At 68.3% G+C, this 22,521-nt stretch carries 18 protein-coding genes; 5 read left to right on the top strand and 13 right to left on the bottom strand.

The window, feature by feature from the left end; all coding sequences use genetic code 11:
- The first annotated feature begins 264 nt into the window (after window positions 1–264).
- A complete protein-coding gene (locus OHS17_RS21915; protein ID WP_330313545.1) occupies window positions 265–978 on the top strand; it encodes a lytic polysaccharide monooxygenase in 714 nt (237 codons plus the stop codon).
- Between the two features lie 55 nt (window positions 979–1,033).
- Here OHS17_RS21915 and OHS17_RS21910 read toward each other — a convergent pair whose 3' ends face one another.
- Window positions 1,034–1,849: an SDR family NAD(P)-dependent oxidoreductase gene (locus OHS17_RS21910; RefSeq protein WP_330313544.1), complete on the bottom strand. Its 816-nt coding sequence runs from the start codon at window positions 1,847–1,849 to the stop codon at window positions 1,034–1,036.
- A 157-nt stretch (window positions 1,850–2,006) separates the two neighbouring features.
- Here OHS17_RS21910 and OHS17_RS21905 point away from each other — a divergent pair, with 157 nt between their 5' ends.
- From OHS17_RS21905 to OHS17_RS21895, 3 genes are all read left to right on the top strand, one after another.
- Window positions 2,007–2,591: a TetR/AcrR family transcriptional regulator gene (locus tag OHS17_RS21905; RefSeq protein WP_330313543.1), complete on the top strand. Its 585-nt coding sequence runs from the start codon at window positions 2,007–2,009 to the stop codon at window positions 2,589–2,591.
- A gap of 58 nt (window positions 2,592–2,649) precedes the next feature.
- Entirely contained in the window at window positions 2,650–3,348 is a 699-nt protein-coding gene (locus OHS17_RS21900; protein ID WP_330313542.1) for an ArsR/SmtB family transcription factor, read from the top strand.
- A 77-nt stretch (window positions 3,349–3,425) separates the two neighbouring features.
- Complete coding sequence (locus tag OHS17_RS21895) at window positions 3,426–3,950, top strand: nuclear transport factor 2 family protein (RefSeq protein ID WP_330313541.1); 525 nt, start codon at window positions 3,426–3,428, stop codon at window positions 3,948–3,950.
- Window positions 3,951–4,420: 470 nt separating this feature from the next.
- On the opposite strand, the gene OHS17_RS21890 is transcribed toward OHS17_RS21895, so the two are convergent.
- From OHS17_RS21890 to OHS17_RS21860, 7 genes are all read right to left on the bottom strand, one after another.
- Window positions 4,421–5,614: a hypothetical protein gene (locus OHS17_RS21890; protein WP_330313540.1), complete on the bottom strand. Its 1,194-nt coding sequence runs from the start codon at window positions 5,612–5,614 to the stop codon at window positions 4,421–4,423.
- Window positions 5,595–7,001, bottom strand: a complete 1,407-nt coding sequence (locus OHS17_RS21885; RefSeq protein ID WP_330313539.1) for an N-6 DNA methylase — start codon at window positions 6,999–7,001, stop codon at window positions 5,595–5,597. Before OHS17_RS21885 ends, OHS17_RS21890 begins: the two co-directional genes overlap by 20 nt.
- Window positions 6,998–7,183 carry a hypothetical protein gene (locus OHS17_RS21880; RefSeq protein ID WP_114038962.1) on the bottom strand — a complete coding sequence of 62 codons (186 nt, stop codon included), beginning with the start codon at window positions 7,181–7,183 and terminating at the stop codon, window positions 6,998–7,000. Before OHS17_RS21880 ends, OHS17_RS21885 begins: the two co-directional genes overlap by 4 nt.
- Window positions 7,184–7,408: 225 nt before the next feature.
- Window positions 7,409–10,738 (bottom strand): type I restriction endonuclease subunit R, encoded by a 3,330-nt coding sequence (locus OHS17_RS21875; RefSeq protein WP_330313538.1) that lies wholly within the window; start codon window positions 10,736–10,738, stop codon window positions 7,409–7,411.
- Entirely contained in the window at window positions 10,735–11,898 is a 1,164-nt protein-coding gene (locus OHS17_RS21870) for a restriction endonuclease subunit S (RefSeq protein WP_330313537.1), read from the bottom strand. The genes OHS17_RS21875 and OHS17_RS21870 overlap by 4 nt, the downstream gene beginning before the upstream one ends.
- The gene (locus OHS17_RS21865; protein WP_330313536.1) at window positions 11,891–13,525 is read right to left on the bottom strand and encodes a class I SAM-dependent DNA methyltransferase; all 1,635 of its coding nucleotides are present in this window, start codon (window positions 13,523–13,525) and stop codon (window positions 11,891–11,893) included. Before OHS17_RS21865 ends, OHS17_RS21870 begins: the two co-directional genes overlap by 8 nt.
- Before the next feature lie 17 nt (window positions 13,526–13,542).
- Window positions 13,543–15,717, bottom strand: coding sequence for a hypothetical protein (locus OHS17_RS21860; protein ID WP_330313535.1), 2,175 nt, complete (start codon window positions 15,715–15,717; stop codon window positions 13,543–13,545).
- A 355-nt stretch (window positions 15,718–16,072) separates the two neighbouring features.
- Here OHS17_RS21860 and OHS17_RS21855 point away from each other — a divergent pair, with 355 nt between their 5' ends.
- Window positions 16,073–17,821, top strand: a complete 1,749-nt coding sequence (locus tag OHS17_RS21855; RefSeq protein ID WP_330313534.1) for a DUF6119 family protein — start codon at window positions 16,073–16,075, stop codon at window positions 17,819–17,821.
- A gap of 193 nt (window positions 17,822–18,014) precedes the next feature.
- Here the strand turns inward: OHS17_RS21855 and OHS17_RS21850 are convergent, their stop codons facing one another.
- From OHS17_RS21850 to OHS17_RS21830, 5 genes are all read right to left on the bottom strand, one after another.
- Window positions 18,015–18,428 (bottom strand): DNA-binding protein, encoded by a 414-nt coding sequence (locus tag OHS17_RS21850; RefSeq protein ID WP_330313533.1) that lies wholly within the window; start codon window positions 18,426–18,428, stop codon window positions 18,015–18,017.
- Window positions 18,410–18,694 (bottom strand): hypothetical protein, encoded by a 285-nt coding sequence (locus tag OHS17_RS21845; protein ID WP_028438980.1) that lies wholly within the window; start codon window positions 18,692–18,694, stop codon window positions 18,410–18,412. Before OHS17_RS21845 ends, OHS17_RS21850 begins: the two co-directional genes overlap by 19 nt.
- Window positions 18,695–18,969: 275 nt before the next feature.
- Window positions 18,970–20,058: a redox-regulated ATPase YchF gene (gene ychF, locus OHS17_RS21840; protein WP_164629473.1), complete on the bottom strand. Its 1,089-nt coding sequence runs from the start codon at window positions 20,056–20,058 to the stop codon at window positions 18,970–18,972.
- A gap of 119 nt (window positions 20,059–20,177) precedes the next feature.
- The gene (locus tag OHS17_RS21835) at window positions 20,178–21,389 is read right to left on the bottom strand and encodes a GNAT family N-acetyltransferase (RefSeq protein WP_330313532.1); all 1,212 of its coding nucleotides are present in this window, start codon (window positions 21,387–21,389) and stop codon (window positions 20,178–20,180) included.
- A gap of 69 nt (window positions 21,390–21,458) precedes the next feature.
- A complete protein-coding gene (locus OHS17_RS21830; protein ID WP_330313531.1) occupies window positions 21,459–22,511 on the bottom strand; it encodes a peptidase C39 family protein in 1,053 nt (350 codons plus the stop codon).
- Between the last annotated feature and the right edge of the window lie 10 nt (window positions 22,512–22,521).

The raw sequence follows: 22,521 nt of genomic DNA, 5'->3' as shown, positions 1-22,521 counted from the left end.
TCAAGATCCTTGCGTACAAGCCCTGTTGACGCACAGGCCCTATTGACGAGTACACGCCCATGAGTATGGTCTAGACCTAAGGTGAGCCGTGGTCGCCCCCGGGCGGCCATCGGCGTGCGCGGGGGCTGCGGGCGGCTCCCCCCTCGCCACCGGCCGTACCCCTGCCCCCACTGCGCCGGCACCCCCCTGACGAGGCCGCTGCCCGGTGCGGGCGTGTCCGACCGCTGCCGTCACCCCGCGGCAGTCCCCAGCGAAGGAGTTGGCATGAACGCGAAGCGAAAACTGGCCCTCGTGCTCGGTGCGGGAGTCGCCCCCCTGCTCGCGGTGGTCCTGCCGGCCACCACGGCCAGTGCGCACGGTTACGTCTCCTCGCCGCCGAGCCGCCAGGCCCAGTGCGCGTCCGGCGTGGTCGACTGCGGCCAGATCAAGTACGAGCCGCAGAGCGTCGAGGGCCCCAAGGGCCTGATGAGCTGTAGCGGAGGCAACGCGCAGTTCGCCGAGCTGGACAACGACAGCAAGGGCTGGAAGGCCACCCCGGTCGGCAGCTCTGCCGACTTCTCCTGGACGCTGACGGCCCGCCACTCCACGAGCACCTGGCAGTACTACATCGGCGGCTCCAAGATCGCGGAGTTCAACGACAACGGCGCCCAGCCCGGCGCCACCAAGACCCACCACGTGAACTTCGGCAGCTACTCCGGCCGCCAGAAGGTGCTGGCCGTCTGGAACATCGCGGACACCGCCAACGCGTTCTACGCCTGCATCGACCTCCAGATCGGCGGGGGCGGCACCCCCGGCGACGGTGACGGCGGCGACCCGGGCGACTGCGCCGCCTCGGCGTGGGAGGCCGGCCGCGTGTACAACGGCGGCGACACGGTCTCGTACAACGGGCACACCTGGCGCGCCAAGTGGTGGGTCCAGGGCGACCAGCCCGGCACGACCGGCGAGTGGGGCGTCTGGGAGGACCTCGGCACCTGCTGACGCACGCCTCTCCGCGGGGCTCCGGCCCCGCGGAGAGGTACGTACGGGACCGGGCTCACGCCGCGTACGACGCGGCCCGCGCACCGTCCCCGGCGGCGAGGACCTTACGCGTGACGCGCTCGGCGATCGCGGCGACCAGGGTGCGCGGCCGGCGCGGCAGCAGGTGCGCGGACAGGGCGTTGCCGAACCCCGGGGTGACATAGGCGCGGTCGCGGTCGAGGGCGGCCAGCGCGGCGCGCACGACCGGCTCCGGCGTGCTCATCGACCCGTTGACGGCCGCCTCACGGGTCCCGATGGCCTCGAAGAACGGGGTGTCGACGGGCCCGGGGCACAGGGTGAGCACGCGCACGCCGCGCCCCCGGCACTCCTGGCGCAGGGACAGCCCGAAGTTCAGCACGAACGCCTTGGCCGAGCTGTAGACCGCGAAGTACGGGGCGGGCTGGAAGGCCGCGGTGGAGGCGACGTTGACGACGGCGCCGGTGCCGCGTTCCAGCATGCCGGGGAGCAGGGCGTGGGTGAGACCGACGAGCGCGACGACATTGACCATCAACTGGTCGTGGTCGCGCCCCGCGTCGATGTCCTCGAAGCGCCCGCAGGTCCCGAACCCCGCGTTGTTGACGAGCATGCCGATGCTCAGCCCGCGCTCGTCGAGCCGTTCGGCGACCGCGCGGGCGGCGCCGGGCTCGGCGAGGTCCTGGACGAGGACGTGGGCGCGTACACCGTGCTCGGCCTCCAGCCACGCGGCGAGGTCGGTGAGCCGGTCCTCGGAACGCGCGACCAGGACGAGGTCGTGCCCACGGGCGGCGAGCTGGGCGGCGAATTCCGCGCCGAGCCCGGAGGAGGCACCGGTGACGAGGGCGGTTGCAGGCATGGGAGGTCTCCTGAGTGAGGCGCGAACGGACCGAACATCTGCAACAGCAGAGTACCTATTCCTTCCCTATCTGCAACAGCAATGTTCCACATACTCAAAAGATGGCGCACCGGTGTTACGTTTCAGGGGTTCAGGCGGAGTGGACGAGGAGTGGACGATGGCCGGCGAGACAACGGCACGGCCGCTGCGGGCGGACGCGGAGCGCAGCGTGCGCCTGATCCTGGAGGCGGCGGAACGCCTGCTGTCCAAGGACCCGGGCGCCTCCATGGAACAGATCGCGACCGAGGCGGGCGTGTCCCGCACGACGATCCACCGCCGCTTCGCGCACCGCCAGGCACTGATCGACGCCCTGGCCCTGTCGGCGGCCCGCCAGCTCGCCCAGGCGGTGGACGACGGCCGCCCCACCACCGCCCCGCCCCTGGTGGCCCTGCACCGCATCACGGCCAACGTCCTGGAGGTCAAGGGCGCCTGGACCTTCGCCCTGAGCCTCCCCGCCACCCCCGGCACGGAGGCGGCCGCGCTCCACGAGGACATGGCCCGCCACTGCGTCACGGTCCTTGAACGCGCCCGTGAGGACCACCTCATCGCCCCCTCGTCCGACCTCCCCTGGCTCCAGCGCGTCTACTACGCGCTGCTCGGCGAGACGCTGCACGGCAACCCGAACGACCCGGTCACGGACCCGGACGCACTGGCGGCGCGAGTGGTGGAGACGTTCTTGCGGGGGGCGGGGGGACGGGGCTGAGGGGCCCCGGAAGACCGACGGGTGGCTCATGCGGCCCTCGGGTCGGTACCTTCACGAGGTGACCGGCTCACCGGACCTGGCTGCTGTCGCCGCGCTGATCGGCGATCGCACGCGCGCGAAGATTCTGCTGGCCCTGCTGGACGGCGGCCCGATGGCGGCCTCGGCCCTGGCCGAGCGGGCGAAGGTCTCGGCCCCACTCGCGAGTGCGCATCTGCGCAAGCTGATGGCCGGCGGTCTGCTGGCGGTGCAGCCGCTCGGACGTCAGCGCTTCTACCGGCTCAGCGGCCAGGCCGTCGCCGACGCCATCGAGGCGCTGCTGCTCGTGGCGCCCCGCGCGCCCACCCGCTCGTACCGCGAGGCGTCCGAGAACGCCGCGCTGCGACGCGGGCGGATGTGTCACGACCACATCGGCGGCAGGACGGGCGTAACGTTGACGAGAGGGCTCCTGGACGGTCGTTTCCTCGAATGCCGCGGGCCCGTCCTGCACGTCACCCCCCGCGGGGCACGGGCCTTCGCCCGGCTGGACATCGACGTCGGCGAACTGGCCCGGCAGCGACGCCCACTGACCCGCGCCTGCACCGACTGGAGCGAGCAGGACCACCACCTCGGCGGGAATCTCGGAGCCACCCTCGCGTCCGAGTTCTTCCGCCGGGGCTGGCTGCACACGAGCGAGACCAGCCGCGTCGTCTCGGTGAGCGAACGCGGCCGTGAAGTACTGCTCGAGAACTTCCAGTTGCACGCCTGCGGCAAGGCATGAACGCCGAGCGGACAGTCACGCGTCGGCCCAGGAACACTTCAACCGGCGGTTAACCAATACGGTCCTAGCGTTGCGGCATGGCCGAACATGACGATGCGCTTTCGTTGACCGAGCGAGTGAACCGCCTGGAGACCCGCGCCGATCTCACCGACCTGGCCGACCGCTACGGCCATCTGCTGGACGACCGCGACTGGCACGGCATCACCGCCTGCTTCACGCGGAACGGCCGCCTGAAGTTCAAGGGCGGGGAGGTGGTCGGACGCGACCGATTGGACGCCTTCTACCGGGCCCAACTGCCGAAGAACGAGTTCACGTTCCACTACCGGCACTCCCACGTAATCACGATCATCGACGCGGAACGGGCCACCGGCGTCGTCAGCGCTCACGCCGAGCACGGCCGCGACGGTACCTGCGTCCTGGCCGCGGTGCGCTATTACGACGACTACGCGAAGGAGGACGGCGTCTGGCGTCTCGCATGCCGGGAGATCCGGTCCCGCTACTGCCTCGGCTGGCTCGACATGGCCGGAGACTTCCACGAGGGCGCCCACAGCCCGCTGATGCGGGACACGGGCGCCCACGCCGGAGGGACAAGCCCCTCCTGACCGACACGGGACCACCGACCGGTCACACATTGAAGCGGAACTCCACCACAAGGCTGTGACCTGCGGAAATGCGGGCGCATCCCATCACCATCCCAGCACGGGATGCGCGACAAAGTACAAGAAGACCGAAGATCGCCAACGCTACCCGGAAGCGTCCGCACATGCCTAAAGTCTGCGGAACTTCTACGAGCGCCGCATCAGGCTCGTGCCACCGCACCGAACCCCGCAGAGCAGCACAGCGCTCGCAGTCACTCGCGGTCTCCCTGGACGCCAGCCGCCAGCTCCGACGCCTGGCCGCCGCCCAGAATGCACGTCCAGACCTCGGGGCCGGCGCGAGCGTCCACAGATCCCGTATAGGTCAGGGCTCTCTCGGACCGCTAGCGGAAAAACGGTGCGCGCGGTACTGCGCCGTTCGTTCAGAGCGTTGGATTCCGTGCTCCAGAGAGGGGCAACGTGGATCAGCTCGGCATTCAGCTGGCCGAAGTGGGACGCGCCAGGCCCCCCTTCTCCAGCTCGTGCACCACCAGCTCCTCCATCACGTGGCGCTCCCTGGCGGAAGCGTAGGCGAGGTCGTGCAGGGCAGCAGCACGCCTGGCGAAGTCCCGCCTCACCGCATCGGTCGGCCAGGGGATCTTGTAACGGGAAAAGTCCTTGCGCCTCATCGCGCGGGCCTGCTCACCCTGCGTAACGACCGTCAACTCCCGCCTCCGGTAACGCAGCGAGTGCAGCAACCACATCCGATCGACCTCGGACTCCGTGTAAATCGCGAGCGTCCGCCGACCTGGCACTACCGGGGTAGTAGTGAGCACGGTCCGCACCTCCCCGGGACGGGGCGCGATCAAGAGGCTGCCGGACGGGCATACAACCTCCGCTTGCGCCACGGTGCATGAAGTCACTGCACCCAGATGTACTGTCTTGCAGTTCAGTACTTCGCGGGGAGACACCCACGGCATACCTGACTGCTCGCTGTCCGGCAGAGACTGTGCCGCACCAGCCGTAACCTGACACACTTCGCCCACTGCACGCTCGGTAGCGGGACCTTGCCCGCACGTCTGCAGTGCCTCCATGAAATGCGCATCCGCTAGTTCCGTCGCGCAAGACACAATCCGGGTGTTCAACGCGTTCTTGCGCTCAGCAAGCGAGATCAGCGAAAACAGCCTCTCCCGCACCGGCGCTGGAGGCACTGGCACGGGAAGTCGGTTGAGGGCCTGCAGAGGCAAGGTCATGTGCTCGGCGTTCGACGAGGACAGCGTGAGATAGCTCTGGCTCTGCGAGGTCTTCAGCCACCATCGAAGCCACAGATCCCATTGTTGGGCGCGGCCCTCTGGTGTCCAGCGGACGACCGCGAGCGACCTGCCGACATTCCAACCTGCGTGCTCCTCCCCTGCAACTGCTGCCTCCCCCACACGCCCCACGAGCACGACAAGGAGGTCCCCAGACCTCAGCGTGCTGCGTGGGTGACGTCTGGCCACATCGGGAGGCACAAATGTGAACTCCTGGACGTACACACCTCCCTCGACGATCTCTGTGGCGCGGATCATCGGGATTCCGCCGGATGCCTTCTGCTGTCGCGCAATTCCGTAGGCGGCGTACTCGACTCCAGGGAACTCACGCAACTCAACGACGGGCCACGGAGTGGGGACATCATCCGATTCTGTAGTCATGCCTGCTCTCCAGGGCATCACGGACTCGGTTCCTGGCTGCGGCGCTACGATCCATGCACTCATACAGCTCGGCCTTCCGGTTCCGGTCTCCGTCACTTGAATGCAACTGCGCGGTGCCCCCGTTCCGTACGTAGCGTGCGGGAGTCAGATCGAAGCCCGCCTCAGCGATTTCCTCGTACCTCGCCGCACGGCACCATGGGACGGATTCAGGGCCCCCCTCGCCCTCGCGGCGTCGAAGTCCCTGCCATTCACCGAAGATCTGCAGCAGGCGTTCGACCGAGTCCTTTGCGAAGTGGCGCCGCTGCCCCTCCTTCGCTGCTGGCAGTTTCCCTGCATCCGCGAACAAGACCTGATCGGAGTGCGGCCGCTCCCCTTTGGCCAGCAGCCACAGCGCCGTGCTCGCGCTGGCGTGCGGAAAGAGCCACGTCGGCAAGGCCACGACTCCCACGACCAGACCGTTCTCCATCAGCCCACGGCGGATCAGTCCGTCGGTGCTGTTGCTGCTGTGCGCCGCGCCGGAAGACAGCAGAACGACGGCCCGTCCTTGTGGCGTGAGATCGGCAAGGATGTGCTGGACCCAGGCGAAGTTCGCGTTACCTGGACGTGGCACCCCCAGGGTCCACCGCCAGTCGTCCTTCAGTTCACCGTGCCCCCAGTCCCGCTGGTTCACGGGAGGGTTGGCGACGATCACGTCGGCCGGTATCGGTGAAGTGCCGGCCCTGAGGGTGTCAGCTCCTTCCTTGCCGAGGTCGGCATGGAATCCGTGCAGGGCGAGGTTGACGGCTGCGGCGTAACGCGCCGTCCGGTTGATATCCGCACCGGACAAGCGCACTTCACCCCCCTGTGCCCGAGCCCGGTGTGCGGCGGCGCGCAGCAGTCGCCCGCTGCCACACACCGGGTCCCGAACAATCTCGCCTCCTCGGGGAGCGGCCAGCCCCGCGAAGAGGTACGCCAGGTCGTTTGACGTGAAGTAGTCATCGCCACGCGCATAGCGTGTCGAGTACGTGTCGAGGAGCACGTCAAGGAGCCTCGGGTCCGGATCCAGCTGTCGCACCTCCGCGATCAGCTCACGGAGGGCCGGGTCGATGAGCTCGAAGGGACGGCTCACACCTTCGTCGCGATACGCAGGAAGACTGTGGGCGCGAGCAACGGGCGTACGCGGCCACACTGCGCCGAGCCTGGCCCCCGCTGACTCCGAACCCGGCCCCCACAACCGGTCCACCTCCGCCAGTGATCCATGGCGGGACCAGCAGTAAAGGTAGACCACTTGAAAGGCAAGCCGGTACGTCGTCGCGGCATCGGCGACGCTGCGTAGCTTCTCGACGGCCCGCAGCACTCGCCGGTACTTCAGCCGCCCCTCTTCGTTCGCCCACTCCTCCTGGGTCACGACGACCTCAGCCAGGAGACGACCGCCAGCCCGATGAGAACAGTGGCTCCGCAGGCGGCACCACCGTTCTGGATGGCCGTGACGACCTCTCCCGCGCCAACGAAATCGAGGATGCCGGCCACGAGCCCCACCACCACGGACGCCAGGACGACCACCACCAACAGCAGCGCTCGCTGCGACATGCCACAACTCCCTCGGTTCCACCAGCAGTTAACAGTTCTGCGGTTCGTTCCGCGGACTTGAAAGTAGTGGCCTGACGCACCTCACGTCTCGCAGCACGGGAATTTGCTTTTGCCGTTAGGCGGTCGGGCGCAGCCCCTGCCGACCCCGCGAAGGACATCCGATCGGGCATACGACCGCCCCGGCAAACAGACGCTTGCCGGGGCCAGAAGCGAGATGAGCGAGGGCTATGCGTCGGCGGCCGAGCCGTCCTGGGACCATTTGTCGGCAAAGTGTTCCATCTGACGGATCACCAGGTCGATCGCTTCCTTGGACTGCTCCGGCGGGTAGCCGTGGCGAGCCAGGAGGCGCCTGATCGTGGCGCGGAGCCTGGCCCGGACCGGTTCGCGGGCGATCCAGTCCTTCTTGAGGTTCTTGCGGACCTGGACGACGAGATCCCGGGCGATACCGGAGAGAATCTCGTCGCCCATGAGGTCGCGAGCGCTGCCAAGGTCGGCGACCGCGTCGTAGAAGGCGAGTTCGTCATCACCCAGCGGCGGGGTGAACTTCTCGCCACGCCGGGCGTCCTCGGCGACTGTCCTGGCCAGTTCCACCAGCTGGGCGATGATCTCGGCGCTGGTGAGCTGCTGCCGCATGTAGCGGGCCATCAGATCCTGGAGGCGTTCCGAGAACGCGGTCTGGCGGACGATGTTGTGCCGGGTCTGCTCTCGCATCTTCTGCTCGACGAGGCGGCGCAGGGCTTCGGCGGCCAGGTGCGGGGTTTCGCTGTTCTGCAGGCGGCCGACGAGGGCGTCGTTGAGGTGGGTGAGGTCGGCCTTGTCCAGTCCGGCCTCGGAGAAGAGGTCGGTGACGCCGCCGGTCTCTACGACGGCGGAGGTGAGCTGGGAGAGGTAGAGGGCGACATCGCGGGCGACGGGCAGGCCCTGGGCCTCGCGATCCATGGCGTCGAGCTTCGCCATGTACGTACGGACCTCGACGAGGAACTGGATGTCGCGCTTCCAGTACGGCTGGTCGGTGAACCGGGAGGAGATGTCGGCGGAGGAGCCGGCGAGGGCGAAGAAGCGTTCCAGGCGGTAGCCGTGTTCGCGGAAGCGGCGGCTGAGGGTCTGGTTCGGGTCGTCGAGCTGGTCGGGGTTGTTGCCCGGGGTGGCGGGGCTGCGGAGGTACTCGGCCGTGGTGTAGGCCGCCTTGACGAAGGCTTTCGGGTCGGGGCGGGAGAGGCGTTCGCGCCAGTTCCAGCCGAGGAGCATCTGGTCGAGGATGTCGTACTCGTTGCGGAGTTCGTCCAGGGCGCGGTCGATGTCCTGGCCGAGGGTCCGGTCGGCCTGGTCGTCGGCGGAGTACTCGGCGATGGCCTTCTGGAGGTTCTCGGTGAGGGGGGCGTAGCCGACGAGGAGGCCCTCCTCCTTCTTGCGGAAGCGGCGGTTGACGCGGGCGAGGGCCTGCATCAGGCCGGCGCCGCGCAGCGGCCGGTCCAGGTACATGGTGTGGATGGACGGCGCGTCGAAGCCGGTCAGGAGCATGTTGTTGACGATGAGGAGCTGGAGTTCGTCCTCGGGGTCCTTGGCGCGGTTGATGACGGCCTTGCGCTGTGAGTCGCGCAGGGCGTGGGCGCGCAGTTCCTTGGAGTCCTTACGGGAGTCCGAGGAATAAACGATCTTCATGGCGCCGGTGGTGGGGTCGTCCGTGTGCCAGTCCGGGCGCAGTTCGCGCAGGGCGTCATAGACGCGGACACAGATCTCGCGGGTGGCGCAGACGAGCATCGCCTTGCCGGGGGCGCCGCCGGGTGCGTCATCGGCGTCCGCGACGAAGGGCAGCATGGCCGCACGGCGGGTTTCCCAGTGTTCGACCAGGTCCTGGGTCAGGTCGCGTATCCGGGCGGGGGCGCCGTACATGGCGTTCATGGTGGCGACGGCCTGCTCGACGCGGGTGCGCTCGGTGTCGTCCAGGCCGTCGGTGATGCGGTCGGCCTCGGTGTCGATGGCGGTGGGGTCGACGTCGCGGTCGAGGACAAGCTGGACGACGCGGCTCTCGTGGTAGACCTTCACGGTCGCGCCGTCGTCGGCGGCCCGTTTGAGGTCGTAGGTGTCGATGTAGTCGCCGAAGACCTCACGGGTGTTGCGGTCGGCCTCGGAGATCGGCGTGCCGGTGAAGGCGAGCAGCGTGGCGTGCGGGAGGGCATCGCGCAGGTGGCGGGCGTAGCCGTCGAGGTGGTCGTAGTGGCTGCGGTGGGCCTCGTCGACCACGACGACGATGTTGCGCCGCTCGGAGAGGAGCGGGTGGTCGGTCCCGGACTCCTTCTCCTGCTTGGTACGGCCGAACTTCTGCAGGGTGGTGAAGAGGATGCCGCCGGTGCGCTTGGCGGCGAGCTCTTCGCGGAGTGCGGCGCGGTTGAGGAACTGGTGGGGCTGTTCCGGGAGGACCTCGCTCTCCTTGAACGTGTCGAAGAGCTGATCGTCGAGGTCGGTGCGGTCGGTGACGACCACCACGGTGGGGTTGTGCAGGGCGGGGTCGCGCATGACGAGGTTGGTGGTCAGCACCATCTCCTCGGACTTGCCCGAGCCCTGGGTGTGCCAGACCACGCCGGCCTTGCCGTCGGTCGCGGCAGCACGGCGTACGGCGTCGGCGGCACGGGTAACCGCGAAGTACTGGTGCGGCTTCGCGATCCGCTTCATGCGCTTGGCCGGCACGAAGTTGATGAAGGACCGGACGAGGGCGAGGAAGCGGGGCTGGGTGAACAGGCCGTGCAGGGCCAGGTCCTGGCCGGTCGGGACGTCGGCATCGGCGTCGGCGTGGACGGCGGCAGCGTCCACGGTGTCCACGCGGGCGCCGAACTCGTCAGTGTTCCACGGGGCGAAGTGCTCGTACGGGGTGAAGGGGGTGCCGTACTTCGCAGTGATCCCGTCGGAGAGCAGCACGACCGCGTTGTAGCGGAAGGCGGTCGGGAACTCCTCGACGTAGTGCCGGATCTGGGTGTGCGCGGCGGCGAGGGTGGCGTTCGCGTCGCCGGCCCGCTTGAGCTCGATGACGGCGAGCGGGAGACCGTTGACGTACAGGACGAGGTCGAAGCGGCGGTTGCGCTCACCGTTGATCACGGTCACCTGGCGGACGGCGCGGTACGTGTTCGCGTCCACGTGCTCCAGGTCGACAATCCGGACGGTCGGGGTGTGCTCGGCGCCGAGCGCGTCGGTATACGTGACGGAGTGGACGCCGTCGGTCAGGTAGCCGTGCGCAGTCCGGTTCTCCTCGTACGTGTCCTGGGAGGCCGGGGTCGCGGCGGTCGCCAGGGCCTCGCGGACAGCCTCCGAGGGGAGGGCGGGGTTGAGCCGCTCGATCGCCTCGCGGAGATCGGAGTAGAGGATCAGGTCGTCCCAGGAACGGCGGTGACCGGAGCCGGGGGCGAGCTCATTTCCCTCGGCCTTAGGCCAGTCGAGCTCCAGGAGCTCTTCGAGGGCGAGGGACTCCCAATCGATTTCGAGGGGGCGGAAGTTGTCGGGGGTCGGAGTGCCGGGAGTGGGGGTGTCGCTGCTGCCGTTGTCGTTCCCGTGCGTGATCATACGTTTTCCTCGACAATCTTCTCGGCGTCTTTGACGCGGAGGCGGCCGGACATGAGTTGGGGGAGGAGCATGTCGCGGAGGGTGGCGAGGGTGCGGGACTCGAAAACTGCCGTCTGAATCCTCTCTGCTAGAGGAACAACCAGATCAGTAAGCTGTGAGGCATGTTCCTTTCCCGGCCAGGCCACATCGAAGGATCCCAGGTCCTTCCATTTGATTCGGGGCATCCGAGTTCCGTCACCTACCGAAGAGGCGTGGCTAACAACCTCGTCGCTGGACAGCGACAGGAGCAGCCATCCGAGAAACTCCGGGGCCTTGGCCCGGACAACGAGAATGTCCGTGGAGCAGACACCCGATGTCAACGCAAGGCCAACCTTATGGAAGTACGGCCTGAGCTTCCCGAAAAGGATGTGGTTAACTTGGAAAGCGGATTTAGCACTTGCCAGCTCTCCGCTTGATCCCCAAGTCGACAGCCACATGTTCCGACGAGGCATGTGCTCCAGGCCGATGTAATTCCCGCCTGCTGCCAGTGACGTCACAGGAACCGTGCGGCGCACCAGATCCCCTAGTTCGCCAACCTGGATCATTGCCTCAGAGGCCTCCGCCAGCTTCACATAATGCGCCCGCATAAGCTCATCCGCCGTGGCCGCGATGCGCTCATTGACGGCGATCTTGTCGTCCAACGCCCCGAGTACGGCTGCGATAGACTTTTGCTGGCCGTATTCAGGGGCTGGAATCCTGACTTTCAGCAATTCTGGTTGCCTAATTCCGGTAACAGTAGTTCCGCTGGAGCGATTATGAAGTTCATTCTGCACCGCTTGCGACTGGAACGCATAGAACAAGAAGCGGCTATCCAGAACCCCCGACCGACCTCGGAGGGCGTACAACCGCTGCGCGATCGCAAGCGGCTTATCGTCCGAAACGAGGGCGCATTCCCCGAGTGGCGCTTCAGATGTGAGGATCACATCGTTCCTGCGAAGTGGTTGTGGCATCCATCGCGAATAGGTTTCGGTCGAGATATAACGGGCTTCACTGAGGGCGATCGTTCCACGCTTGATGGCCTTAGCTGAAATGACCGGAACTCCGGATGATTCAAACGGCGGATTCTTCCCGCGGTTGTCTACCAGCAGGTCCAGAGCTTCGCCCAAGATGATGTCAGGCATGAAGCCTCCCCATCTGCTCGCGCACCGTCTTCGCTAGGGCATCGGCCTTATCGAAGAGCTCATAGAGCTCATCCGTCAATCGCGTGATCTTCTCCGCGGCCGCCTCGGCGTCCTCTTCCTCCGCTGCAACCGCCCCGACATACCGCCCCGGCGTCAGCACGTACCCATGCTCCTGGACCGTCTTCAGGTCCGCGCTCGCGCAGAACCCCGGCACGTCCGCGTACGTCTCCCCCGCGTCCTTCATGCTCGTCGTCCCGCGCCACGCGTGGTACGTCCCCGCGATCTTCTTGAGGTTGTCCTCCGTCAGGACGCGCTCAGTACGGTCGACCATCTCGCCCATGTCCCGGGCGTCGATGAACAGGATCTCGCCCCGGCGGTCCGCAGCAGCGGCCTTCTGCCCCTTCACGCCCCCCGGCGACTTGTCCTTCGCCAGGAACCACAGACAGGCCGGAATCGCCGTCGTCCGGAATAGCTGTGCCGGCAGCGCGACCATGCACGCCACCATGTCGCCGTCCACCAACGCCTGCCGGATCTCGCCCTCGCCGCTCTGCTGGCTGCTCATCGAGCCGTTGGCGAGGACGACACCCGCCGTTCCCCGCTCGCCCAGCTTGCTGATCATGTGCTGGAGCCAGGCGTAGTTGGCGTTACCCCTCGGCGGGACGCCGTACTTCCATCGCGGGTCCGACTCGTTGCGCGCCCAGTCCTTGATGTTGAAGGGCGGGTTGGCCATGACGTAGTCGGCCTTGAGGTCCGGGTGCCTGTCGTCGGCGAAGGTGTCGCCCCAGCGGGCGGCGAGGTTCCCGTCGATGCCGTGGATGGCGAGGTTCATCTTGGCCAGGCGCCAGGTGCGTTCGTTGAGTTCCTGGCCGTAGACGGAGATGTCGGACTTGTGGCCGCGGCCGCGGTGGGCCTCGATGAACTTGGCTGCCTGGACGAACATGCCGCCAGAGCCGCAGGCCGGATCGTACACACGGCCCTCGTACGGTTCCAGGACCTCCACCAGGAGGCGGACGACGCTGCTCGGGGTGTAGAACTCGCCGCCCCGCTTGCCTTCCGCGCGGGCGAAGTTGCCGAGGAAGTACTCGTAGACCTCGCCGAGGACGTCCTGAGCGGGCTTGTCGTCGCTGCCGCCGAAGCGGGCGTCGGTGATGAGGTCGACGAGTTCGGCCAGGCGCTTCTTGTCGACGTTGTCCTTGTTGAAGATCTTGGGGAGGACGCCGGTCAGCGAAGGGTTGGCCTTCATAATGGCGTCCATCGCCTGGTCGAGGACCTCGCCGACGTTGCCGGTCTTGGCGTTGACGGAGATCGAGGACCAGCGGGCGGACTCGGGTACCCAGAAGACGTGGTGCCCGGTGTACTCGTCCTGGTCCTCCAGGAACTCCTCCATACGGTCCTCGGCGATGCCCTCTTCCGCGAGTTCCTTGGCGAGCTGTTCGCGGCGCTCTTCGAAGGCGTCGGAGACGTACTTGAGGAAGATCAGGCCGAGGACGAACTCCTTGTACTGGTTGGCGTCCATGGAGCCACGCAGCTTGTCGGCGGCCTTCCAGAGGATGGCCTGGATCTCCTTGGGCGTGGAGGCGGTGAACAGTTCCGCCTGGTCGGCGGGCTTCTTCTTCCGGGGCGGCATGAGCGCTCGGGTCTCCTTCAAGAGATTTCGGGAGTCGGACGGAGGTCGGACGAGAGTGGTTCGACGAGGGTCAGCGTGCCGTCGACGAGGCCGGCGGCGGTCAGGGAGGTCAGGTCGTCGAGGGCCGCCGCGTGCTGGTGCAGCAGGGCCGTACGGCGGGCGATGTCGGCCAGGAGCGCGTCGTACCGCTCGACCTCGTCGCCGGGGAGGTCGGGGATGAGGAGGTCCTCTATGCGGCGGGCGGAGCGGACCGCGCCGCTCACCCGCCGGTGTTCGGTGGCCGCCGAGCGCAGGAGCGCCGCCAGGACGCGAGGCCGTACGGGATGCTCGGCGTCGGAACGTGCGCGCAGGACGCGGGCGGGGAAGGCGACCACCGACAGTCCCTCGTCGTCGACGTACGCGCCGAAGCTCGGGGTGGCGGTGACGACGATGTCGCCGGGTTCGGTGAAGTAGGCGTGCTCGTAGGCGTTGAGGAGTACGGCGCGGTCGATGCGGTGGCTGTCGACCGGTGCGCTGCCGGTGATCTCGGCCGGGGTGAGGACGGTGTAGTGGCCTGCGCCGCCGGTGGTGAGGTGTTCGTCGGCGATGCGGTGGCCGGGCAGGCGGCGCAGGCGGCGGTCCTTGAGCAGGCGGGCCACGGTGGTGCGGCGGACCGGTCGGTCGTCGGGGCGCAGGACGGCGTTGCTGCGGATCGTGGGTACGTGGTCGAGTGCGCTGCGGGTGGCGTCGATCAGCTGCTGGAGCCGGAGTTCGGTTTCGGCGATGCGGGCCGGGCGTTCGACGACGGTGCGGGTGTAGCGGTCGGCGTGCGAGCGGTGCTGCGGGGTGAGCGCGGTGCCCGGTGCACCGGTCAGGGTGGTGGCCGGGACGATGACGGCGTTGCGCGGTTGGTGACGGCCGTCCGACCGCCAGCCGGCGTCACGGAAGATGTCGATGTCCTCGGCCAGCGCGTCCAGGACCTGCGCGGTAAGCGTGCGTGAGGAGAGGTCGGCGAGGAGGATCTGGCCAGTGCGCTTGTCTTCGGGGGTGCGGTGCAGGATCCAGATCGCGGTGCGGTGGGCCGGGCGGAAAGGAAGCACGCCTTCGGGGAGGCTGATCGCTGCCTTAAGGAGGTGCTGTTCCAGGAAATCCCGGCGCAGACGGTCCGCCTCCCCGCGCACGGGCAGGGGCCGGACGAGCGCGTCGGCAGGGCCCAGGACGACGGCTGTGCGGTCCTCGGCTAGGAGGTCGGTGAGGTCTTGCAGGCTCTGCAGGACGGCGAGCGGGCTGCGGGCCTCGGCCGCCTCGTAAGGAAGGCAGCAGACGATGACGTGCGGGTTTCCCCAGTCGTCCGTGGCCAGTTCCTCGCCGTCCGCAAGGTCCATCTCGAATTCCTGGACGCCCTGCGCCATCAGGCGGCGGCGGGCGAGCCGGGCCAGGTCCGGCATCGGGTCCGCGGAGAGGAAGAAGGGTGAATCCTCGGCATCGGACACGGAATCGCGCAGGGCGACCAGCAGATCGCCGCTCCGGGGATACAGGACGGCGGCCGTGGCCCCTTCCTCGCGCTCGTTCAGTCGCGCGAGGCCGGTCAGACGGGCCATCGCCCGACTCACCAGCGGAATCGGTTCGTCGGCGGCGAGGTCGTTGCAGCCCAGGCGGCGGCGCGCGTCCATGACCCGTTCGAGCGCGTCGGCCGGAGTGTAGGCGGCCTCGGTGAGGTGGTCGGCGAGTACGGCGAGCAGGGGTCCCTGACGTTCGGCGTCCGGCAGGTCGCGCAGTTCTTTGTGGAGGAAGGTGTCGTCGAAGTCGGTCTCGGCGGCACGTTCCAGGATCGTCTGCCAGGGCAGGTTGGCGAGCGGTTCGTCGAGGAGCTGACGCAGGCAGAGCAGTGCGGTCACCGTATCGACCAGCGTGCGGGCGGGGATCGCGCGCCGCCAGGCGGACAGGGTGTGCAGCACCAGCTCCGCCCGGATCTGGCCGGCGTCGGCATTGCCGCGGCCGGTGGACAGAAGCCATTCGGCGACTTCGCGGCCGTCGAAGAGCGGGCTGGCCCCCTCGTAAGCGACGGGCTCGGGGAAATCCGCGTGCCGGCGGGCCCAGGTGGTGACGACGGGACGTTGGACCTGGGCCAAGGTCCCGATCTCGGCGTAACTGATCCGCCAGGAGATCTCCTCGGGCAGGATGTGAGCGGTTGCTTCACGTGTGCCGGCCATGCGGTTCCGCTCCTTTCGTGACGACTGCCTCGTGCTCTCGGTCGAGAACGTTTCTCCCAGGGCACCTCACACGCTACAGCCCGTCAAGCCTCAAGCTTCTCCAAAGGTTGATAACCAGGGTTATCAGGTTCTCGAGCAGTTTCACCTCCGGTCTTCTGGCACCTTCATCACCATCACCCCGGCACCACCCACCGGGACGACGCCAGCCCCATACGAGTCCGACCGCACCGGCGTCCTCATCGCCGCACCTCTGCTCCCTTGCCGGGCGCTCACCCCTGTCCGCCTCGGCACCACCCGTCCCGTAAGCCCGCTCGTGTTACCGAACCGCACCGCAACCTCACCCCAGGAGACCTCCGTGTCCAGCACCGCGTCCAAGCGCACCCTGTACCGCCTGACCCACGTCAAGGCGACCCCTGAGTCGATGCTCGAAGCCCTCGACGTCGACGCCCTCGACACCCTGGACGCGGTCGTGCGCGACGTCAGCGATCACATGGGAGTTCCCGCCCTCGCGGTGTCCTTCGCCGTAGCGAAGGAGGAAGCCGCCTGGGGCAAGGATGTCCTCCGGCTCGCCGCCGAATCGGACCTGCTGCAGAGCGAGCAGCGGACCGGCGCACTGCTCGTGCTCGCCGTCGACGACGTGGTGTACGCGATCGGCTTCGACCAGGGCTACCGGCTTCTCCCCGCCCGGCTCAAGGACGCGCACTTCGGTCTGTCGTTCGGTATCCGCGCCATCAACCCGCGTCAGGTGCGGGACTTCACCGCCAGCGTCCTCGGCCAGGCGCGCATCGACAGTTCCCTGATCCACACCGGCGCCTCCGTACCGGCACTCGGACTCCGGGACCACGGGCGGATCATCCGCCACCTCGGCGGCTACCTCGACGAAGTGGACCTCACCGCAGGGAGCGGCACCAAGAATGGGGCCATGACCGCGGAGGGCGGCATCGGTCTCCGTATCAAACTCGGCACCACCCCCGCCACACTGATCAAGGACATCCGCGCCATCGCCAGGATCTGCGAGCACGACGTTCCCCACCCCGACCTGGCCTTCGTCGAGCACATCACCGCGGTCAAGGACCTTTCCCTCATCGACGCGCTCGACGCGGAACTGGACGCCACACTCGGCCGTCCCGCAGACGGCCGGATCATCACTGCCGTCCCCTTCTCCCAGAGCACCGACCTGCCCCGGTCCACCGCCTGCACCATCAAGATCGGGTCCTGCCCGCCCCACCTCCGGGACGAGTTCAGTCTCGACTACGTCCTGGAGCGGGCCCGTGTGATCAAGGCAGGCGCCCGCGTCACGGCGCTCCGGCAGGGCACCGTCGAGCTGTTTCGTGACACGCTCTCCGCACGGACCGCGCTCGCCCCGCGCGCTGCCTCCCTGGAAGCCCTGTCCAAGGAAACCGCCGTGAAGTGGATCGAGGCCACCTTCTCCCTCAGCTCCCGCACGTTCTGTCTGCTCGACGGTGAGTGGTACGAGCTCGGGGCGGGCTACCTGCGCAACGTCAACGAGACCGTGGCTCCCCTGTTCATCGACGCGCCCTCCGTCGATCTTCCCCGCTGGCCGCTCGTCGAGAAGCTCAACAAGAAGGGTATGCGCGTGATGCGTCCCGTAGACGAAGGCGACTACAACAAGCTGGCCGCCCAGGCCCGTCGCGGCTGGGTCTGCCTGGACAAGAAGAATGTCCACAACCCCTTTCGGGCAAGCAACTCTGTCGAGATCTGCGACCTGTTCACCGAGGACGACACTCTTGTCCTCGTGAAGCCCGCGCACTCTTCCAGCCCGCTGAGTCACCTGTTCAGCCAGGCGCGCGTCTCTGTTGAGCTCCTCTTCGAGAACGCGGCCGTACGCGCGGAGTTCGCCCGGTCCGTACACGTCAACAGCGATCCGGCCCGCAGCATCCCGGAGGACTTCACCCCGCGCCGCATCGTCTTCGCGATCCTTCTGAAGGACGGAGCCAAGCTCACGCCGGACTCCCTCTTCCCGTTCTCCGCCATCACCTTGGCCCAGACCGCCAAGGCCCTCGCCGCGCGCGGCGTGACCGTCGAAGTCATCGGCATCGAAAGCGAGTCGGCCCAGTCCGCCATGCCCGGCGAGGCTGCGTAGCCGCCCGGGCAGGAGCGGACCGAGGTCGAGGCGTGGCTCGCGTTCGCGGACGCGTACCTCCAAAACCTCACCGAATCGGCCTCAGCGCCGAAACTGCCCACGCCGCCGAAACCCAGCGCCGACGGCCTCAAGCCCTTCCTCCGTCACTGGAGCCCCTGCGGACCCCGCTCCTACTGAGCCGGACCAAGGGAAATCACACCGCCACGAGCCGGACCCGCTCGCCGCACAGCTTGGCCATGTCGTCAATATCGGAAGTCAGCATGACCACGGGGCGGTGCTGTCGCAGCGCGGCCTCGGCGACGGCCGCATCGATCGCATACTTGTGTCCGTGCAAGCTGGCACTCATCAGCAACTTCGAGGCAGCTCTCGCCTCCTCGTCACCGACCGGCACGACCCGAAGCCCGGAAAGCACCCAGTTCAGGCGGGACTTGTTCGTACGGGCGTGGACGGCTTCGATGATGGTCAGCGCACTGATCACGACCTCCATACCGCGCGAGCGTGCCTCAGCGATCAGAGCCACCACCTGCTCGTCGTCGGCGAGCAGCTTCGAGAGTCCCTCACTGTCGAGGACCAGCGTCCCCTCGTGACTCAGCCTGCGGCGGGCCACTCGGCCTCCTCGGCGAACACCTCGTCGAAGACCTGCCGCGCCCGCTGACGAGCCGGCTCGGAGACCGGCCCCTTGCGGCTCTCGTAGTCCGCCAGGTACTCGTCCAGGACCTGCCCGCGCAGCTCACGCTCGACCGCCTCGGCGATGAACGCGGAGAACTCCCGCTTGCCCACCCGAGCCCGGATCGCCTCCGCGGTCCCCTCCGGCAGCGACAAGCTCACCCGAGTCGCTGGCCCTTCCCCGATGCTGTACGTCGCCTCAGCCATGCCCCCGATTGTGTCAAACGAGTAGGAAAAGCGCCACGTCCGCACTACCTTCACAGCTCGGCCAGCGCCCCGCTCACACAAATCCCAGCACGGGCACCCCCATCCCATCCCATCCCAACACGGTACGGATGACCAGGGACGACGACAGGTGACGAGGGATCAGCTATCCCAGCACCATCTCAGCACGGGAATAAACAAAGGGCCCGACCCCGAAGAGTCGGACCCCATCTGACCAGCACGTTTGCCAGATCAGCGACGTGGTGTTATTTCACCCGTCACACATTGAAGCGGAACTCCACCACGTCGCCGTCCTGCATCACGTACTCCTTGCCCTCCATGCGGGCCTTGCCCGCTGCGCGGGCTTCGGCTACTGAGCCGGTTTCGGTCAGATCCTCGAAGGAGATGATCTCGGCCTTGATGAAGCCCTTCTGGAAGTCGGTGTGGATGACACCGGCCGCCTCGGGGGCCGTGGCGCCCTTCTTGATGGTCCAGGCGCGGGTTTCCTTGGGGCCTGCCGTGAGGTACGTCTGGAGGCCCAGGGTGTCGAAGCCGACGCGGCCGAGGGTGGCGAGGCCGGGTTCTTCCTGGCCCATGGACTGGAGGAGTTCCAGGGCCTCGTCGTCGTCCAGCTCGATCAGCTCGGACTCGATCTTGGCGTTCAGGAAGATCGCCTCGGCGGGGGCGACCAGGGCGCGCTGTGCGTTCTTGAAGTCCTCGTCCACCAGCTCGTCCTCGTCCACGTTGAACACGTAGATGAAGGGCTTGGTGGTGAGGAGGTGGAGCTCGTGGAGGAGGCGGCCCTTCTCCGTGGAGGCGGTGATGCCCGCGTGGAAGAGGGTGTCGCCGGCTTCGAGGATCTTCTGTGCCTCCTCGACCGCCGCGAGCACCGCGACCTTCTCCTTCTGGAGGCGGGACTCCTTCTGGAGGCGCGGGATCGCCTTCTCGACCGACTGGAGGTCCGCGAGGATCAGCTCGGTGTTGATCGTCTCGATGTCGTCCTTGGGCGAGACCTTGCCGTCGACGTGGACGACGTTCTCGTCCTTGAACGCGCGGATGACCTGGCAGATCGCGTCCGACTCGCGGATGTTCGCGAGGAACTTGTTGCCCAGGCCCTCGCCCTCGCTCGCGCCCCGTACGATCCCCGCGATGTCCACGAAGTCCACCGTCGCCGGGAGGATCTTCTGCGAGCCGAAGATCTTCGCCAGGGCGTCCAGGCGGTGGTCCGGGACGCCGACCACGCCGACGTTCGGCTCGATCGTGGCGAACGGGTAGTTGGCCGCCAGCACGTCGTTCTTGGTCAGGGCGTTGAACAGGGTCGACTTGCCGACATTCGGCAGTCCGACGATTCCGATACTAGTACTCATGCCACAAACGTCCGCTCAGGATCAAGAAGGGTGGGGTCGGCCGCGACGGCAGCCCAGGCGTGCCATCGTCCACGTGCGCGTATCACGGTACAGGGACCGGGGCGAGGAGAGCTCCTCGGTCAGAACCAGTGCAGGCAGTGCGGGGAGACGTCGCTCGCGAACAGCGCGTCCGCGCGGGCTGCGGCGGCCGGGTCGTGCGCCCGGATGTGCCCGGCCCGTACGAGCGTGCTCGGGCGGGTGCCGCCGAGGTAGACCGAGCCCAGGTCCCGTACGTCCAGCGACAGGTCCGGCCGCCGGTCCGTGGCCACGCACTCCGCCCGGCCGTCGCGGACGGTCAGCAGGTAGCGGCCGTGCTCGCCCAGGAACGGATCGTCCACGTCCAGCACCAGCTCCCCGTCCGTGAACCAGCCGCGCGCCGTCAGCGCACGCGGTACGTCGAGGAGGCGCACCCAGAGCCAGTCGGTGTGGCCGGCGACCTCACCGGCCCGGATGTCCGCGAGCTGCCAGCGCAGCGGGTGCTCCGGCGGGACGTGGCGGAACACGACCTGGGAGACCAGGTCGTGCCCGAGGGCGTACCGGGCGAGGGCGGTGAAGGCCGCGTCGTCCACGGCGATGGTCTCGTCCACCGCCAGGGTGCCGGACTCCGTCGAGTAGCTGGCGTATCCGTCCGGGGTGCCGTCCGCGTCCCGGTGCACGGCCACGTAGCGGGGTGCCCGGGAGACCGGCGGCTGGCCCGCGCCCAGGTCCCACCAGCGGTGCGGCCGGGACAGCGCGCCGGGCTGCGCGCGGCGGTACCGGTCGTAGACCGCTTCGAGGATCTCCCCGCAGTCGGCACGCCGCAGGACCTCCACGGAACCGGTCCCCTCCTCGGCAGCGCCGCCCCGCCGCGCCGCGGGCTCCGCCCGGTGCCGGGGCACCGTCAGCCGCGCCGTCGACGTCGCGGGGCCGTACCCGAAGCGCCCGTAGATCCGCGCCTCCGAGGCCAGCAGCACCGACAGGAACTCGCCCCGCTCCCGCACCTCGGCGAGCTGGTGGCGCATCATCGCGCTGAGCACGCCGCGCCGCCGGTGCGAGGGCACGACGCCCACGGCGGTCACACCGGCGGCCGGGACGGGCTTCCCGCCGGGCAGGGTCAGCTCGAAGGAGTACGCGGCGGCGGTGCCCACGGGCTTTCCGTCCGGTGCCACGGCGAGCAGGCCGCGCTCCATCTCCAGCGCCGACCACCAGCGTCCGCCGTCCGCGACCGGGGTCTCCGGGAACTGCCCGAAGGCCGTGTGGACGGTGGCGACGAAGACCTCGAAGTCCTCGTCGGTCGTGGGACGGATCTCCATCACTGCCGTTTCTCCTCGGGTTCGGAAAGGGGCCCAGCGTACGGGCGGCCCCGCGCCCGGCGCACCGGATTACTCGGGGGCGGAGCGCAGGGTCACGGCCCCGCGGAAGCCCCCTGGCGCCATCCTCGACATCGCGTCCAGCGACGCGTCCGGCACCGGCAGCAGGTGGGCGTCGACCCAGGTGTCCCCGGTCGCCCCGTTGGCCCACGGGTCGTCGATCACCACGGCACCGGGCACGACGCCGTGGCAGAGGACCCAGTGCGGCACATCGAACCCCTGCATCGCGGCGAGCGAGAGCAGCAGGAGCACGTGGTCCCGCCGGCCGACCGCGTCCCGGACCGCGCTCAGCGGGAGGTGGTCCGCGTCGACCGGAACGCCGACGCTCTCGGCCTCCGTACGGGACACCCGCTGGAGCAGCGCGCGCCACTCCTGGTCGCCCGGGTCGAGGTGGTCGAGCATGACCGGCCGGTCCGTGTCGAGGTGGACCGTCACCCCGTACGACGGCCGCGCGCGGCGCAGGGCGACGCCCAGGCCGACGGGCTCGCAGGCCATGAAGTTGGTCGCGTCCCGCCACAGCGTCAGCTCCGCCCGGCGGTCCAGCGCTTCGCGCGGCAGGAGGCCCGCGTGCACCTGCGCGACGAGTGCGGTGACGGCGCCGCAGCTGAAGTGGGTGGTCTGCCCGTAGTACGGAGGCGCGGTCACCGCGTCGTCGTTGAGCCAGCGGACGTAACCGGTGGCCGGACCGTTCGCGCCCTGCGACTGCGAGAGCGGCGGCTCCAGGGCGGCGAAGCCCGCGTCGGCGGCCTCCGAAGGCGCGACCGTCCAGCCCTCCCACTTCAGCTGGACGAGCCCCCGCTCGCGCGCGTGCGCGGCGACGGCCTCGATGACGGCCGGTACGTCGCCCACGGCATCCACGATCTTCAGATACGCCGTACCGGGGCGGGCGGTCACGAGCGCGGCACCCGCCCACTCCTCGCCGTCACCGCGCACGCCGACGAGGTGCGGGGCGTGCGCGGAGCGGTCGACCGCGTCCCAGCGCTCCGCCACCTCCGGGGGGACGAGCGGGGCAGGCGCGGTGCCGGGCTCGTAGGGCACGGGCCCTTCTTGCAGGGAGAACGTCATTCGAATGCTC

The sequence above is a fragment of the Streptomyces sp. NBC_00523 genome, assembly GCF_036346615.1.
Lineage (GTDB): Bacteria > Actinomycetota > Actinomycetes > Streptomycetales > Streptomycetaceae > Streptomyces.
Note: the sequence above shows the minus strand (reverse complement) of the source record. Positions and strands in the feature narration are given on the sequence as shown.

Coding starts and splice junctions, on each gene's coding strand:
- OHS17_RS21915 (WP_330313545.1), top strand. CDS start 265: ATGAACGCGAAGCGAAAACTGGCCCTCGTGCTCGGTGCGGGAGTCGCC.
- OHS17_RS21910 (WP_330313544.1), bottom strand. CDS start 1,849: ATGCCTGCAACCGCCCTCGTCACCGGTGCCTCCTCCGGGCTCGGCGCG.
- OHS17_RS21905 (WP_330313543.1), top strand. CDS start 2,007: ATGGCCGGCGAGACAACGGCACGGCCGCTGCGGGCGGACGCGGAGCGC.
- OHS17_RS21895 (WP_330313541.1), top strand. CDS start 3,426: ATGGCCGAACATGACGATGCGCTTTCGTTGACCGAGCGAGTGAACCGC.
- OHS17_RS21890 (WP_330313540.1), bottom strand. CDS start 5,614: ATGACTACAGAATCGGATGATGTCCCCACTCCGTGGCCCGTCGTTGAG.
- OHS17_RS21880 (WP_114038962.1), bottom strand. CDS start 7,183: ATGTCGCAGCGAGCGCTGCTGTTGGTGGTGGTCGTCCTGGCGTCCGTG.
- OHS17_RS21875 (WP_330313538.1), bottom strand. CDS start 10,738: ATGATCACGCACGGGAACGACAACGGCAGCAGCGACACCCCCACTCCC.
- OHS17_RS21870 (WP_330313537.1), bottom strand. CDS start 11,898: ATGCCTGACATCATCTTGGGCGAAGCTCTGGACCTGCTGGTAGACAAC.
- OHS17_RS21865 (WP_330313536.1), bottom strand. CDS start 13,525: ATGCCGCCCCGGAAGAAGAAGCCCGCCGACCAGGCGGAACTGTTCACC.
- OHS17_RS21860 (WP_330313535.1), bottom strand. CDS start 15,717: ATGGCCGGCACACGTGAAGCAACCGCTCACATCCTGCCCGAGGAGATC.
- OHS17_RS21845 (WP_028438980.1), bottom strand. CDS start 18,694: ATGGCTGAGGCGACGTACAGCATCGGGGAAGGGCCAGCGACTCGGGTG.
- ychF (WP_164629473.1), bottom strand. CDS start 20,058: ATGAGTACTAGTATCGGAATCGTCGGACTGCCGAATGTCGGCAAGTCG.
- OHS17_RS21835 (WP_330313532.1), bottom strand. CDS start 21,389: ATGGAGATCCGTCCCACGACCGACGAGGACTTCGAGGTCTTCGTCGCC.
- OHS17_RS21830 (WP_330313531.1), bottom strand. CDS start 22,511: ATGACGTTCTCCCTGCAAGAAGGGCCCGTGCCCTACGAGCCCGGCACC.